Origin of the sequence: Roseibium limicola, assembly GCF_017313085.1 — a bacterium.
GTDB classification, from domain to species: Bacteria; Pseudomonadota; Alphaproteobacteria; order Rhizobiales; family Stappiaceae; genus Roseibium; species Roseibium limicola.
On record NZ_JAFLNF010000007.1, the window covers coordinates 119915 to 134504 of the forward strand.

Sequence of the window (14590 nt, forward strand, 5' to 3'; positions counted from 1 at the left end):
AAGTTTCGATCCACGCCCCCGTGAGGGGGCGACTTTTATTTCGTCGCCAATCACCGCAGAGACAGGCGGTTTCGATCCACGCCCCCGTGAGGGGGCGACGCGTCTGCGCGACCACCCCAGGCCCTGCGCGCCAGTTTCGATCCACGCCCCCGTGAGGGGGCGACCCGCTCAAGAGATAGGCACGCTGCGCGACCTTTTCGTTTCGATCCACGCCCCCGTGAGGGGGCGACTAGTTAAGGGCAACTTGTTGACAAGCCTTATTAAACCCGCCCCATTTTGCGAGCCTGTAAATTCACACGCGCCTTTAGCAGCGCGCTTCCGCTAACGAAAAAATTATATCAATATTTTCAATGAACTGGGAAAGGTGCGAACCTCCCCGCATTTCTGAGCGCGCTTGGAGTTCGCGTGCGGTACCCAAAACCCTTCAAATGATCAGCGTTCCGCCGAGGTCGGCCGCAGGCTTTGCACCGATATGGTCGACTTTCCGCTGCCAGTTCGATCCAAGATAATAGTAGCGCAAGCTGTCATGCTTCGGATCTATCGCTTGCTCAAGCCGCGCCTTCAACTTGGTCCACTGGGCAGGATCCACCTCAATTTCGAAAACCGAATATTGCACTCTTTGACCGAAATCCCGGCAAGCCTTGGCCACTCTACGCAAACGGGCTGGCCCGTCCGCTTCCGATGTTCGAACATCATAAGTTACTAGAACGAGCACTACGACGCCTCCTATTTCCAAAACCACGGTGGATAGGCATCCAAATCACCTCTCAAATGACGCGCAAGCATTTGTGCCTGCAGATAGGGCACAAGACCGAGCGGCGCTTTCTCACCTAAAAAGGCATGCTGCCGCTCCTCCTTTTTGCGTTCCTGCCAGGCGGTAAGCACAGTTTTTCGTGCATCCTCCTTCAGGACAACAGCTCCTCCGTCCCGAACCTCGAAATCTCCTGCCCTGAGTTGCCTCCTGTTGACCAAAGACAACGCCAGCCGGTCGACAAGCACCGGCCGAAGCTCTTCCATCAGGTCCAGCGCGAGACTGGGACGTCCCGGACGGTCGCGGTGCAAAAAACCGACTGCGGGATCAAGTCCCACACTTTCGCAAGCGGAACGGCAATCATGGGTCAGCAGTGTGTATAGAAACGACAAGAGCGCATTCAGAGGATCAAGTGGCGGTCTTCGGCTGCGACCCTGCCAGCAAATTTCGGCGTCAGGTGAGCGGATCAGATGGTCAAAGACCGAGAAATAGAGATTAGCCGCCTCGCCTTCCGACCCGCGCAGCTGGTCAAGCGTGTCCTCAGACTTTTCGACCCGGCGCACAAGACGGGCCAGCCGATCCGTCACGTGGACAACACGCTCCAGAACAGGCGGAGCAAACTCATCGCGATAATCGCGCAAGGATCGCATCAGAACCGCTCTCTGGTTGGCAATCTTGCCAATGATGATCGAGCGAACAATGTCCTCCGGTTCATCGGAAGATTTGTATTGCGCCCGCCGCAAAAGAACATTCCCCGTCACCGGCCCCTCAACTCGGGCAAGAAATCTGCCATTGCGCTCCAGAAGCACCAGCGTGATGCCAGATCTCGCGCAAGCTCCGATTAAGGCAGGCGACACATAAACAGCCCCGAAAACCACAAGGGATCCCAACATGTGAAACGGCACCCGCGCACGTTCAACACCGTCTACATCGGCTACAAGATTCTCCCCGTCCTTGCGCAAGGCCGCCCCTTCAGTCGTGATATAGACCGTATTGAGGAGCTTCTTCATGGGGCTTCGGCCTTCAACATTTCCGCCAGCATCCGACCCCGCCAGGCTTTTACCGGGCGGGCCACCAACTCGGGACGGCACAAGACTTTCAACGAGCAGGCACGGCAGCGGGACTTCTGCTTCGTGGGCACCGGCGTTATTCGCGATTGAAGAACATCAGCCAACGCTGCCACGGTCTCCTCCGTCATCTGCCGTAACTCCGCATCAAAGGGAACTGCAACCCGGCGCTTGATCTCCCCGTAGAACAAGGCGCCCTCCCTCACCACCTTGCCAGTCATTTCCTCCAGGCAGAGCCCCTGAGCGCAAAGCTGTACTTCGTCAGCCCGATGCAGCTTCGGCTTTCCGCGCTTGTACTCCACCGGATACGGAACGTCTTCGCCGTCGTGAGGGTGGAATTCAACCACATCAGCAACGCCGGCGAGATTAAGCCGCTTCGATGCCAGCGGCAGAGCCATGACACGCCGCACACCCCGCGCCATCCGGCGACCACCCTTGTCGGCAACCGCATGCAAAACATCCCCTTCTGCAGTAAATCGGTTGTCCGCCCACATTCGTTCCAGATGGATCAGCGCCGCCTGCCGCAAGCAATAGACCGCGTGTTGGAGGGCGGACAGGGGAATCGGCTCCCCTACTTCTCGAGCCTCCGAGCCATCCACCCCCCCGGACATGGCCTAGAACTTCTCGATTATCTCGACCCCATCCGGGCACTTCTCCCGGTCGATTGTGATCAAGTAGTCCGAGAACTTGCGGGCAGGAGGTTCGTTTCCGATGCGCTTGTCGTCAACGGAACGGAACTCGCCGTCCACATTGCGACCAATCCGCACCAGATCAAACAGGGTGTGTGCGGGGGCATTCCCGAGCGCATTGGCATGTTTGAACACAATCAACTTGCGAGATGCCATCTCCCCACGAGCAGCAGCCCGGTCGTGTTCGAACATGTTCGCAAGCGCCTGCCAGAACAACTCAAGATCAGTTTCTGAGAAGCCAGTACGCTCTGCGAACTTCGCCGAGATAAAGCCATGCGCAACGTAAAGACCATACGGTACGATATGTTTGCGGCCCATGGTGCGGTTATCGGTGCGGTCATTGCTGTCGTCACCCTCCGCCTTCTGCTTCTTCTCCGCTTCGTTGGTGGCAGCCATACGCGTGATGGAGATTTCCAGCGGCAGGATCGGCTCAACCGAACTCGCGAAGGTCATTTGCACCGGTCCTTTGACCTGACCACAGTTGATGCCCGTCGACATGACCGCGCCGAAGGTTCGAACATCAAAGAAGTTCATGCACATGAAGTCACGAAGCTTGCGTGCTTCCCTATCATCCTTCGGATTGAGTTTTGCCGCCTTGTCCAGCTTGCCGTCGTCCGGATGAAGAGCCTTGTAAGCCTGACGGTGCTTCTCGTTGAGGATCGCCCCCTCCTCCACGTAAATGTGAAAGCCATCCTCACCGCTCTTCGCCAGCTCCACGAAGTTGCGGACCTTGCGCTTCAGACTGACGTCAGTCACCAGACCCTTGTTGGTCTCCGGATCAAGCCGCGGCAGGTTGCCTGCGTCAGGGTCACCATTGGGGTTGCCATTGGTCACCTCGAAGACAAGGGAAAAGTCGTAGCGGTTGGAAATCGCGGTCATTGGCTGGCCTCCCCGGCATCTGCCGTCTCAATGGTTTTTTTAAAAAATTCGTTGCGCTGGTGGTAATAACCCAGCCCAAAAAGCGCCTGCTCCTCTGCGGTCAACGAGGCCGGAAACGGGTTCCCGTCAGCGCGCATGTTGCCCATGATCGAAGCGATCAGCTTTTCGAGATTTATCCGTAGGCCAGGCGATTGCTTCCCAACCTTGGACAGGTGATTGGAAGATCCGCTCTCGAGCAGAGAGAAGACCTTTCTTGGTTGCGCGGACGCAGCACCGTAGAACTTGTCCTTGATGGTCGCGTTGACCTTCGTGCCCAAGGCCGCCGTTTGTGCTCTCTCATAAGCCGCAAACAGGCGCCCCAGAAGATAGCCTCTGTTGTCAAAGTCCGGGTCCAGTGCCACGGGTGCCTCCCCTTTGAAATTTCGCACAAGAATAGATTTAAGAATGCCGACGCGAAGCGCATTGAGCTCTCCATCGGCGCGAATACGTGTCAGAACGGCTGCGAGAAGTGAAAGCGGATAGCGTCCACCACTCAGGATCGACCGCATCCATTCGCCCGCCAAATTTGGCGGCACGTTTTCACTTTTTCCTAGGACAGCCGTTTCTCTGAGATAGCGCCAAAGCGGCGGGTATCCGTCACGTGGCGCCGGTTCAATACGCATGTCTTGAATGAAGTTCTGATAATTCCGGGTCAGATGACCAAAGCTGTCTTCAAAATAGAAGCGCACGGAAAGACGCGCTGCATTTGGCGCCAGACCCAGAACAAAAAAGCGGACACTCTCTTCTAGATCCAAATCGAGATCCTGAAGCCGCTCTCCTTTGCGAAGGCGGCTTAGAAAGATGCCGATGTCCTTGATCGCATTGTCCTCTTCCTTGGCTGGATCCGGATCGAAGTAGCCAGCGAAGAGCTCTTCCGCCAATTCCGCTTTCTTCATGTCGGAGGCATCGGCCCAGAAGACCGTGGAAGCATCTCCGATCTGCAGACGGTGACAGCTTCCCTTTTCCAGAAAGCGATTGAGCGCGGTTGTGTATTTGAACGCGGCATCCTCGGAAACAGGGGCATTATCGCCCTGCTCATGACCATAGGACGTAAAGGCGTCAAGGTTGAAGGAAACCAGAGCTGCCCCCGACGACTGGGCACCCCATACACCCTTCACTGAAGGATGGAGTCGAGCGACTGCACCGCGGCTTCCCGATACGAGGCAGACCTGCCCCGCACTTTGACCTTCCGAGCCTGCCGCAGCCCAAAGTGCTTTCGCCGCAGGACGATCGTGGAGATACAGATTGGAGAGGCGGTCACTTTCGAGCGCGAAAATGACGTTTTGATCCTTCATGTCCTCCGGCCAGTCAGGTGAGACAAACTGGTCAGGGACCCAGGTTTTCAGAAACCGGAGGAGAGCTTTCAGACCTACATCTTCGCAGTTCGCGAGAAGTGTCTGGTGCAGCTCGGCAAAAGCAGCATGTTCAGCTTCTGTCCGCTTGCCCTCCCCAGCTGTTACGCCGAGCACATAGGAGGTCTTGTCCCAGAAGGTGTTTGGCGCAATGCCTGCCGTACGCTTGACCGGCTGCGGTACCAGCATCAGTCTGGGCTGCGGCTTCTTACCGCTTGAGTCGCGCAGATCGATGACATGGGCCACCGCCCCATCTTCATTCAACGAAATGCAGAAGCTGATCTTCTCAGACGAGAAGCCGGGCGGCGGCGCATCGGGCAGACGGTCGTAAGCTCTGACGAGGGAGGACAGAACACTCATCGCAGCACCTCCGCCGAACCCGGCTGAGGAATGCGGATCACACCGTCTGTCATTTGCGCACGGAAGAACATCGAGGGGCGCCCGGGTGCCTGATGATCAATGTCCCAGAGCATGAAACCCAGGTCACGGCTATCAGGAATCGCCTCCGGAAGGCTGGTCTCCGGAGAAAACAACTCGAAATGCGCCGTGAACTCCCGCGTCCCGAGACAGGGTTGATGAAAGCACTGCCCTCGCTCCGCACGACGATTGAAAATGTCGAGATGCTTGCCCTCATTGTCGTCAGCGCCTGCTTTCTGCGTCAGCTCAAAATGAGCCTCAATCACATAGGCCGGTTTGACGAGTACCGTCGCTGCCCTCTGCTGCCGGTCTTCGTCCACCAGAAGCTGCAAGCCGCCCAGATCGCCGCGTTTCATGGCGCTCTTGATCTTGCCTGCCGGGGCCTTGTGGCCGACCTCGTTGCGGCGGATAGACTTAAACCGGATAGGCTCCAGCACATGGATGGCGTCGATCACCCAGCGGATCGCAGGCTTCCAGTGGATCGCCTCCAGAATGCCCCGCGCCGCAGAGGGCGTCATGACATCATAGGAAACCCGTTCCACCTTCATTTCCGGCCGGGTGAAACAGCCGTGGTCTCCCCAGACCTTCAGTCGGATTCCGTAGGACATACCGAACCCCTCCCTTCCCTAAAATCAAATTGCTCAAATCATTAATTGCTCGGCCGACAAATACTCGGCGTCCTCCCACATGAGCCCGACATCCTCTCGATAGAGTTCCTCGTCGGTCAGCACGCAGAACTGGTCGCCACGCAGCTTCGGCGCGATGAATTCCGCCTTGCCGTTTTCGAGCAGCAGCGCACGTGCTTTCGGCGGAACCTGAACCACATAGGTCTGCAGTGTCCTTGCGAGCTTGCCTGAAGAGATCCCCTCTACAGCAAGCTGACGGATTGCCTCGCGCGCCTTGTCGTCCCACGGGAGAATGACGGGAACCATGCCGCTTTCAATCATGCGGAATTTCTCCGCCACGGTGCGGAAGGCGTAATCCGTGCCACGGCTGCTGTGCGTGAAATCTCCCAGGATCTGCTTCGCATCCAGCCCGTTGTCGCCGAGGCGCCAATAGACCTCGCCAAAATAGGCCTCGATGGCGGCAAGCGACTGGAGATCATGCCCATGCGCTTTCCGCATCCGATCCATGTCTCCCATCAAGCTTTTGATTTCTCGAGGGGGCGGATAGTCCGGGGCAGAAAACACGGTGACAATACTGTCTTCCGGTGCGTTCCTACCCTCGCGATTGCATCGACCCGCCGCCTGAATGATCTGATCCAGCCCGGCTTCGGCTCGCCAAACTTTCGGAAAATCCACGTCAACACCCGCCTCGATCAGACTGGTGGCAATCACCCGGCAGGGTTTTCCCTCAGCCAGCCGGGTCCGCACATTCTCCAGGATCTCCCGCCGATGGGCCGCGCATTGTCTTGTGGTCAGATGGACGAGGCCTTCAAGATCGGCATTTGCCGCTTCCTGAAACAACTCCAGTGCATGTTTACGGCTGTTGACGACGATCAGCGCCTGCGTCTGGGCAGCCAGAGCATCGGTCAGGTCGGCATTGGACATGTCACCAATCATACAGATGGTCGCGCGGCGCAGCTTTGTCGCCAAGCCTTGCGGATCCGGCGCCAGCTCGCGCCCCTCCAGCGGCAAACCTCCGTCCAACCGATCCTTGCCAAGAGCTGGTTGGGTCGCGGTGCATAGGACAATCGAGCAGCCATAGGCCCTCGCCAGTTCATCCAGCATGCGGATTGCAGGCTTCAACAGCGGACGGGGAACAGTTTGCGCCTCGTCCAGAATGATGATGCTGCCCGCGATATTGTGGAGTTTTCTCGCTCTGGACGTTCTGGCTGCAAACAGACTTTCAAAGAACTGGACATTCGTGGTGACCACCACCGGCGCGGCCCAGTCCTCCATCGCCATCTTCAGCTTGTCCGCCTGCTGCCGGTGCTCTTTCCGCCCCTTCTGCCACTTTTCTTCATCAATCGCTGAGTGGTGCTCCAGAACATACTCATCGCCCAGCACCTTGCGGAAGATGGCAGCGGTCTGGTCGATGATCGAGGTAAAGGGAATGGCATAGATAATCCGTCGACGATCATGGCTTCGCGCATGATCCAGCGCGAAGCCGAGGGAGGCCAGCGTCTTTCCCCCGCCCGTCGGCACAGTCAGCGTAAAAAGTCCCGGCGCTTCCTTAGCCTTTAAGCGCACGTGGCGCAGAATGTTTCCGCGCAGCTGGTTCAGATCTCCACCTGCTCCAGCCTTCTCCGCCATATAGGTCTCGAAACGGGTCACAAATCTCGGAAGGCAGTCAGTCAGGGCTGGCCAGGCCCTGTCCCGCGACCGGCCTTCCAGCTGATCATAAAAGGCTTCCGTTTCCTGGAAATCGGCATCAACAAGGCAGGAGAAGATCATCCGCGCCAGAACCGAGAGGGAAAAATCTGCATCTTCCCGGCAGAAGGTCTTCAGGACATCCGGCACCAAGCTGACAGCATCCACCGGAGACAGTTCCCCCAGCTCTGCCTTCCAGGCAGCATCAAGCGCGGGCAGGTCCAGCTCGAGCCGCCGATCAAGGCCAGCCCCTGTCTCATTCTTGCGATCCGGCAAACCGGCATGGTGACCGGCGATGCAATAGGCTACCAGCTCGAGCATAAGCCGCTCAACTGGAGACGTTTGGGCTCCGCGTGTCATCATTTCGACCGCGCCAGCGGTCGAGTGATCAACATGGATGTCTTTGCCAGCGAGCCGTTGCTGGAAACGCTCAGAATACTTTCCAAGGTCGTGATAGAGCCCTGCCAGAAAGGCAAGCCGATCGATGCCAAGGGGTCGACCGAACGAGGCAGCTAAATCGGCTGTTGCGCGGAGGTGATCGACAAGCGGTTGCCAGCTTTTCAGATCTTCACACCGGCCTGAGTGTGCATAAAACATGAATGAATTCTGAATTGTAAAAAGTAATACTTCACTTTATACGAGATTCTATTTCAAGAATGCAATAGCGTCGACATCGTAGAGGCGAGCAGAGAGGCTGTGCAAAGCGCGCGGGTCCTTTCAGAGCCTTTTCGTCCTACGGGGCTATTCGCGACCGTGGGATTTTGAAACGCGCGGTATTTTTGGCGCCCGATAGGTTGACCTTGTTGTTTATGTTTCGCGGCTTAGGTCTCGAAACACTGGCAGCGGGTGACAAGCTTTGACAGCTACAGGCCTGTTAGAAGGCTTTGGATATTCGAGCCAAAGACAGCCTTGGATGGCTCTGACGAGACTTTTCCTTATTCTTAAAATAACAGAGGGGTACCGCAACCGGCTCAATTCGCCTGGTTTGCGAACCGCGTCGATCTGCTTACCCGGTGCTTACCCGATTGATTTTCGCGCTGCCGATTTCAGAAATACGTGATATAAGCTCTTGAAATTATTGGTGATCCCGGCGCGATTCGAACGCGCGACCCTCAGATTAGGCATCTGAGGGACTAGGTCTTCCGCCACCTCATCTCGCAAAACATGTTTACAAAAATCATGGATTTTCAATGGTTAACGCATTTACCAAATTTTCCGGCATCCGTCCAATCTGCATCCGTAAACATTATTGTTGTGGCCTGAATGTGGCCTGAGGTGATAGCCTCAGATTCAGGCCACACGACAACCGGAAGATTGAATGAGCGAATATTTTGATGGGAATACGATCCGCCGTGCCCGGCGGGCAGTAGAGAAAAAAGAAACCGTCACATATAAAGACAGCGCGTGCACGGGTCTCGCAATCCGTATTCAGGCCGGTTCGGCATCTTGGTATCTCGTCGATCGTAAATTTAAGCGGAAGATCGCGCCTCTGGGAGCGTTCTCTGCCGATGACCTACCGCACCTACGAGGGGTGGTGTCAAAAGCCAGAGCGATTGCCAAGGTAGGTGGTGACCCTGGACAAATCCTCCAGCAAGCTGTGACGTCAGATACGCCGGAAGAGGCGGAAAACGCCGCTGCCGTGAAGGCCGGCGCGTGGGTGTGGGAAGATCTACGTGATGCCTGGCTGGCGACGATCAAGGCGAATAATCCCGGCACCACGTATACATCCTATCGCTCAAACATCGGAGCCGTTCCCGGCGGCGCGCTGGAGCCGGATTTTGCACACATTTCCGGCAAGCCCGTTGTCGAAATCTCCGCTCACGACATTCGGCGCGTGCGAAACTCAATCCTTGAACGCGGAAAGGATGAAAACGGACGTCAGGTATCTCATGTGCGGCAAGCAAATCACGTGCTGTCAAACGTCCGGAAGGCATTCAAGTGGGGCTGTGAACACTATGAGCTAAGCCGTCTGGAACAAAATCCCGGTCGCGAAGTCGAGGATTTCCGGTTGCCTAAGAAGCTCGTTGCCGAGCTTCAATCGGAGAAACCTGAAAAACGACCGCTCACACAGTTAGAGGTCGGAAAGATCATTCAAGCGATCGAGAAATGGCCGAATCCTCAAATGCGGCTGGCGTTGATGATTCAGGTGATGACCGGCCAGCGAATTGAAAGCGTGATCTCAGCGCCAGCTAGCGAGTTCGTCGAGGTCGACGACCCCAGCGCGCCGTATAAGATTGTTTGGCGGATCGGATCGGACAAAGTCGCTTCGAGGCGCGGGTTTCCTCTCCCCTATTTCGCCGAGGTGGCCGTCCAGCAGGCGCGACAGTTGATGCGGCCCGATAACCGATACCTATTCCCTCAGCAACGACCGCGGAAAAAAGGAGACCCGATGATCGGGCCTATGTCCAAACGCCCGGCTCAAAAGGTATGGGATGCCGCGCAAGACGAAGAGGGCGGCGGTCTGCTCGATAGCTGTGAATTCCGGGCCGGCACGCACGATATGCGTCGGGCCTTCATTAGTCACATGATGTCGGAATGGCGGATTCATCAATTCAAGAGCGAGAACGCGCCTGATCTCATCACACACGCGCACGAAGGCAAAACCACTACCGCCGATCTTGTTTACAACCTTGACCAAGCCGCTCAGGAAAAGTGGCGCGTGATACTCGCATGGCAACGGTTTGTGAATACTGGGTACGAATATGCGCTTGAGGGCATCAGCGCCGAAGAGGCGCGACGTCGCTACATCGACTGGCGGATGAAGAAGGAGGAAGAACTCGGGCTTCTGGTTTTGTAAGTCGCCTAAAGCCCAGCTCTCGCCAGAACGACACGCAGATCCCCGAGGAAGTTTTCGACCGTGATCAGGTGCGGCCGAACGGCTTCGGGGTATGCATCATGCAGGCCGGCAGGAACAACGAGCCGTACTCCGGCATCTGTCATCTCCTTGAACTGGCCCTCGGATACCCCTTCCTGAAGGGTGAGCAGATGCTTCTGTGGGATCCTGTCGGCTTCGTTCAGGATCTGCCGCCATCGATCCTTGCACGTCGTCTTCGCAGCGAGCATCCGCAGACTTGCGTCAGAGAACCCCCTGTTTTCGTACGCGGCGACTGACGGGAACAGAAAATCAGGCCGCTTCCCGCCTTCGATTACCGCATTGTGCTCGTAGTGCGTTCCACGGACGAAACCTTCCTCGTCGAAGATAGACATCGCGTGATATTCGAGCGATTTCCCTGACCGTGATTTACGGCTCTGGAGGATGGTGTTAGCGAGACCGAGAAATGAATCGACGTCCTCAAAACCGCCTTTGATCTGCGGTAGGAAGGTCGCAGATTCGACACTCCGGAAGATTTCGAATTCGCATTTGCGACGACGAATGAGCCGTACATCAACCGCACTCCCATCGTGTGGACGCATTTCAATTGTCTTGCCGATGATCTGGAGACCGCTTGGAAACGATGTTTTCCATTCCTCCGGGATTTCGCCTTCATCCAGCCAGCAAGAGGTTTTCGCTGGCGCTTTCGGCACCGGGGAAAACAGATCGGCCTGAGGCGCTGATAGTCCCGGACGCCAGATAATGAAGGACTTCGGCTCTACCGGGCCAAGTCTCTCTTCAAGGATGTCTTCTTCAATCGAGTTTGAGCAAACCCACACCCGGCATTGAGTCCCTTCCCCGGCATCGAAGAACGCAAAGACAGCAAGAGCGCCAGTATTGTCCGGGTCGAGAAGTGCAGATTCGCGGCCGCCGAAATTCGTCAGTCTCGTCTCATTTCTTGTCCCGCCACGGAACTTGTTATTGTACCAGACGGCTCGAACCGTTTTCACATCCGGATGAGAGTCGATGCAGAGCCGGAAGAAGACATCCTGATTGTTATCTGTCGATGCACCCAATTCAGGGAACAGCTCAAACAGGAACTCGCGAGGCATGTATGGCCCGGCCTGATGTGCTCCCGTTGCAAGAGTGTCATTGGCCGCCAAACGTTTTGCGTACCAAGTGACGCCCGGACGCGCATACTCGTCTATCCAGTCTGTTAGGTCAGATATCGCCATGACCGCGAATTTCCCCCAGCGCCTCGTTGCTCAAGAGCCATCGTTCGATCTCATTGATAACGATATCGAACTCAAGTCGCCCCCGTCCTTTCATCGAGCATTCCCAGACGGTCAGTTGTCGCCAACCAAGCTCGGATATCTGCTGGTGGACAACCTCATCTCGGCGACGATTGCCTTCCAATTTCGCTCTCCAGAACTCGACGCGAGTCGACGGCCACTTGAAGAGAGCACAATCATGCATGTGCCAAAAGCAGCCGTTAACAAAAATCACAGCTTTAAGTCGTGGAAATACGAGATCAGGTTTACCCGGTAGACCTTTATGATGAAGTCGATAACGAAATCCGCGTGCGAACAGAGCCTTTCGAATACGGATTTCAGGCTTCGTGTCCTTTCCGCGGATGCCTGACATCATCCGTGACCGGGTCTTCTGATCGACGATATCGGCCACTTCAAGCGACCTTTTCGATCTCCCGGGACGCTTCGACGTCTTTTGAAAGGATGTACGGAAGCATGTGCTTGGCGACCGCCTCGACGGCGGGGACGGCAACGGAGTTCCCGAACTGCTTGTACGCTTGGGTATCGGAAACCGGGATAATGAACTCGGATTCCCCCGGCCTATCGAACCCCATAAGCCGGGCGCACTCACGCGGCGTAAGACGACGCGGAGCATCTTTCCCCGGACGTTCGATCAGGATCTCGCTGCCGTCTTTATAATACCTCGCCGACAGCGTTCGGGCGACGCCTTCCGGGCCAAACAGGCCGAAACCAAAACCGTTGCCTGCGGCTTTGTGTTTCGCGGCGTAATTCTGAAGGTACTGCCAGAGCTTGGGTGTCAGCGTGTATTTCTCGGCGACGCGGCCGATGTTGCCGTCTGTGTATGGTGGTTCCGGCGCTTCGGCTCCGTCCTCCGGGTGCAGGATCGTCCTAAGCCTCGGCCCTTTCATCGGATCCGGGACTTCCATCGCGTCAAAATTGAAGTCGCAGTCATCCCGGAAACCAGCGATGAAGATGCGTTCGCGATGTTGTGGAAGCCACGATTTCGCATCAAGCACACGGAAATCAATTGTGTATCCGAGTTCTTTTGTCAGGACATCGCGGATGACACGGAACGTATTGCCTTTGTCGTGGTTGACCAAATTCTTCACGTTCTCGAGCAGAAATGCTTTCGGACGGTGAGCCTTGATCAGGCGAGCGACGTCAAAAAACAGCGTTCCCTGTGCTTCACACGCAAAGCCGTGCGGTCTGTTGAGTGCGTTTTTCTTCGAAACGCCGGCGATGCTGAATGGTTGACAAGGGAACCCGGCAAGGAGGACGTCGTATTCCGGAACATCGGCAGGCGTCAGCTCTGTGATGTCCCCCCAGATCTCGTGGTCGTCATCGGGAAAGTTGGCGGAATACGTCTGCTGGGCATACTTGTTCCACTCACACGTAAAAACGCACTTGCCGCCTACAGCCTCAAACCCGCGCCGAAGGCCGCCAATACCCGCAAAGAGATCGATAAACCGGAACGCCGGTTTTGATTTTCTCTTAGCTCCGTTCTGGACGAGTTCGATTTTGGCCATTTATTTTCCCCAGTTTGACGGCATTCTGCCATATCTTATACGAGAACATAAGCAGAACAACAAATCGTTAACAGATTTTAGAAGAGCTGTCGGTTCCGGAAATCAGACCGAAGAGAAGCTAAGGGCCGTTATGTACGTTAAATTGTATCTCGGTGGCACTTAAGGTGCGTTTTAACGCCTGCAACGGCTCGTCTGCTTCCTTTGCGCCGAGAGAATCCAGTAACCGCATGATGCGGTGCGGTTCAAGACCATGCTCCAATTCATCGATCAAGATGATTGATGATGACTGAGCTGCCATTCGTTGCAGCCCGGCAATCAGCAACCGCGTGGAGCCGATGCCCAAGCCTTTAAGCGGAATGCCCGCTTCATTGTGCAGGGAGATGGTGCCGCCGCTCACCGATACCGAATGCGCGTCCAGCATAGCTTTAACCTCGTCGCCAACGGGGATGCCAAGATATTTGGCCGTGTCCGTCACAATTTTGAGTGCGTCGCTAAGCTGCTCCTTTGCGTCATCGCCGAAAGCGGCTCTTGCTTCCCGTGCCGCTTTGACGATTGCGGCCGAGGCGTCGGCACGCTCCTCGCTCAGACGATTGAGCACAGATCCCCGACGCCAACCGAGATTGAGATCAGCGAAGGCGCCAATGCGGGTTGGCGCAAGGCGTGCCCTGTCCGCCCATGACAGGTTACGAGTCAATCCTTGAGCTTCGGCGCGTTCAGAAACCAATGACCAGGATGGCTCCAAATCGCCCTCAACATTCAGGCGCAGCGTAAGGACTGTCTCAGCGTCTTTTTCAGGTTCGTCTTCAACAACACCAGTCTCTTTGGTGAAGCCGCGCAGGAACATGCCGTAGCTGTCCATGCTCTTGAGCGCGTCGTCCAATGCACCCATAGTGAGCGTAGTCTGAATGGGTGTATCAACATCAAGGTTGTGAAAGTCGGCGTCGGCCATCTGGAGGTTACGGCGTGCGCCCAGGCAGTAGTCAATCGCGTCAAGTACGGTTGATTTTCCACTGTCACCAGGGCCGATAAGGCAGTTAATGCCGTTTGACGGCAGCCAGGAGAGGTTCTGAATGCCTCGGAAGTTTTCAATTTCTACTTTTCTGATCCGAGACACTAATCACTACTCTTCCCATTTATTAGCGGCCTTATGGCGCGGCGATTCTAGCAACACTCAAAAGTAGTATCATCTTAAAATTGTGGTGGGAAAGCTTTCCCTTGCCCTCAACCGCCTATCGGAGTTTACCGTCACCCTTTCCAACTGGGTTCCGTTCCGCCATCTACGGGCATTCACCCGCTCCGCAACGAACGTCAGTTTTCAGGGTGCGCGCCTGAGGTTCGAAACGTCCTCTTCGGCTAAGGTTTTCGGGTGCCGTGAGGCGTACGAAAGCCTCCCATGCAGGAACCCGCGGTCCGTGCACTTTTGGCTATGGGGTTTTGTTTTTCAAGGCAGGTTTGGGGTGGTTGCGAACAGCAGC

At 56.1% G+C, this 14590-nt stretch carries 12 protein-coding genes, 1 tRNA gene and 1 CRISPR repeat array (1 of these 14 only partly in view); of the genes, 1 reads left to right on the forward strand and 12 read right to left on the reverse strand.

The window, feature by feature from the left end; all coding sequences use genetic code 11:
- A CRISPR array of direct repeats spans nt 1-230; the repeat unit is 31 nt; unit sequence GTTTCGATCCACGCCCCCGTGAGGGGGCGAC; it begins 1043 nt to the left of the window's first position.
- A gap of 194 nt (nt 231-424) precedes the next feature.
- The 8 genes from cas2 to J0X15_RS15740 form a co-directional block, all read right to left on the reverse strand.
- Nucleotides 425-715: a CRISPR-associated endonuclease Cas2 gene (gene cas2, locus J0X15_RS15705; RefSeq protein ID WP_206942727.1), complete on the reverse strand. Its 291-nt coding sequence runs from the start codon at nt 713-715 to the stop codon at nt 425-427.
- A gap of 11 nt (nt 716-726) precedes the next feature.
- Nucleotides 727-1761, reverse strand: coding sequence for a type I-C CRISPR-associated endonuclease Cas1c (cas1c, locus tag J0X15_RS15710; protein WP_206942729.1), 1035 nt, complete (start codon nt 1759-1761; stop codon nt 727-729).
- Nucleotides 1758-2429: a CRISPR-associated protein Cas4 gene (gene cas4, locus J0X15_RS15715; protein WP_206942731.1), complete on the reverse strand. Its 672-nt coding sequence runs from the start codon at nt 2427-2429 to the stop codon at nt 1758-1760. Before cas4 ends, cas1c begins: the two co-directional genes overlap by 4 nt.
- A 3-nt stretch (nt 2430-2432) precedes the next feature.
- A complete protein-coding gene (gene cas7c / locus J0X15_RS15720) occupies nt 2433-3386 on the reverse strand; it encodes a type I-C CRISPR-associated protein Cas7/Csd2 (RefSeq protein ID WP_206942733.1) in 954 nt (317 codons plus the stop codon).
- Nucleotides 3383-5137 carry a type I-C CRISPR-associated protein Cas8c/Csd1 gene (cas8c, locus tag J0X15_RS15725; RefSeq protein ID WP_206942735.1) on the reverse strand — a complete coding sequence of 585 codons (1755 nt, stop codon included), beginning with the start codon at nt 5135-5137 and terminating at the stop codon, nt 3383-3385. Before cas8c ends, cas7c begins: the two co-directional genes overlap by 4 nt.
- Entirely contained in the window at nt 5134-5802 is a 669-nt protein-coding gene (gene cas5c / locus J0X15_RS15730) for a type I-C CRISPR-associated protein Cas5c (protein WP_206942737.1), read from the reverse strand. The genes cas8c and cas5c overlap by 4 nt, the downstream gene beginning before the upstream one ends.
- A 33-nt stretch (nt 5803-5835) precedes the next feature.
- The gene (gene cas3 / locus J0X15_RS15735; protein WP_206942739.1) at nt 5836-8103 is read right to left on the reverse strand and encodes a CRISPR-associated helicase Cas3'; all 2268 of its coding nucleotides are present in this window, start codon (nt 8101-8103) and stop codon (nt 5836-5838) included.
- Nucleotides 8104-8585: 482 nt separating this feature from the next.
- Nucleotides 8586-8662 (reverse strand) — tRNA-Arg (locus J0X15_RS15740).
- Between the two features lie 162 nt (nt 8663-8824).
- On the opposite strand from J0X15_RS15740, the gene J0X15_RS15745 reads away from it, so the two are divergent.
- Entirely contained in the window at nt 8825-10303 is a 1479-nt protein-coding gene (locus J0X15_RS15745) for a tyrosine-type recombinase/integrase (protein WP_206942741.1), read from the forward strand.
- Nucleotides 10304-10308: 5 nt separating this feature from the next.
- Here the strand turns inward: J0X15_RS15745 and J0X15_RS15750 are convergent, their stop codons facing one another.
- The 4 genes from J0X15_RS15750 to J0X15_RS15765 all read right to left on the reverse strand — a co-directional run bounded on the left by J0X15_RS15750 (nt 10309) and on the right by J0X15_RS15765 (nt 14229).
- Nucleotides 10309-11553: a type II restriction endonuclease gene (locus J0X15_RS15750; protein ID WP_206942743.1), complete on the reverse strand. Its 1245-nt coding sequence runs from the start codon at nt 11551-11553 to the stop codon at nt 10309-10311.
- The gene (locus J0X15_RS15755) at nt 11540-12001 is read right to left on the reverse strand and encodes a very short patch repair endonuclease (protein WP_206942745.1); all 462 of its coding nucleotides are present in this window, start codon (nt 11999-12001) and stop codon (nt 11540-11542) included. The genes J0X15_RS15750 and J0X15_RS15755 overlap by 14 nt, the downstream gene beginning before the upstream one ends.
- Nucleotide 12002: 1 nt before the next feature.
- On the reverse strand, nt 12003-13115 hold the full coding sequence (gene dcm, locus J0X15_RS15760; RefSeq protein WP_206942747.1) for a DNA (cytosine-5-)-methyltransferase: 1113 nt from the start codon (nt 13113-13115) through the stop codon (nt 12003-12005).
- Between the two features lie 118 nt (nt 13116-13233).
- Nucleotides 13234-14229, reverse strand: a complete 996-nt coding sequence (locus J0X15_RS15765) for an ATP-dependent nuclease (RefSeq protein WP_206942749.1) — start codon at nt 14227-14229, stop codon at nt 13234-13236.
- Between the last annotated feature and the right edge of the window lie 361 nt (nt 14230-14590).

What these genes read in the sequence shown, in the direction of transcription:
- dcm (WP_206942747.1), bottom strand. Translation starts at nt 13,115, where the DNA reads ATGGCCAAAATCGAACTCGTCCAGAACGGAGCTAAGAGAAAATCAAAA.
- cas7c (WP_206942733.1), bottom strand. Translation starts at nt 3,386, where the DNA reads ATGACCGCGATTTCCAACCGCTACGACTTTTCCCTTGTCTTCGAGGTG.
- cas4 (WP_206942731.1), bottom strand. Translation starts at nt 2,429, where the DNA reads ATGTCCGGGGGGGTGGATGGCTCGGAGGCTCGAGAAGTAGGGGAGCCG.
- J0X15_RS15745 (WP_206942741.1), top strand. Translation starts at nt 8,825, where the DNA reads ATGAGCGAATATTTTGATGGGAATACGATCCGCCGTGCCCGGCGGGCA.
- cas3 (WP_206942739.1), bottom strand. Translation starts at nt 8,103, where the DNA reads ATGTTTTATGCACACTCAGGCCGGTGTGAAGATCTGAAAAGCTGGCAA.
- cas5c (WP_206942737.1), bottom strand. Translation starts at nt 5,802, where the DNA reads ATGTCCTACGGAATCCGACTGAAGGTCTGGGGAGACCACGGCTGTTTC.
- J0X15_RS15750 (WP_206942743.1), bottom strand. Translation starts at nt 11,553, where the DNA reads ATGGCGATATCTGACCTAACAGACTGGATAGACGAGTATGCGCGTCCG.
- cas8c (WP_206942735.1), bottom strand. Translation starts at nt 5,137, where the DNA reads ATGAGTGTTCTGTCCTCCCTCGTCAGAGCTTACGACCGTCTGCCCGAT.
- cas1c (WP_206942729.1), bottom strand. Translation starts at nt 1,761, where the DNA reads ATGAAGAAGCTCCTCAATACGGTCTATATCACGACTGAAGGGGCGGCC.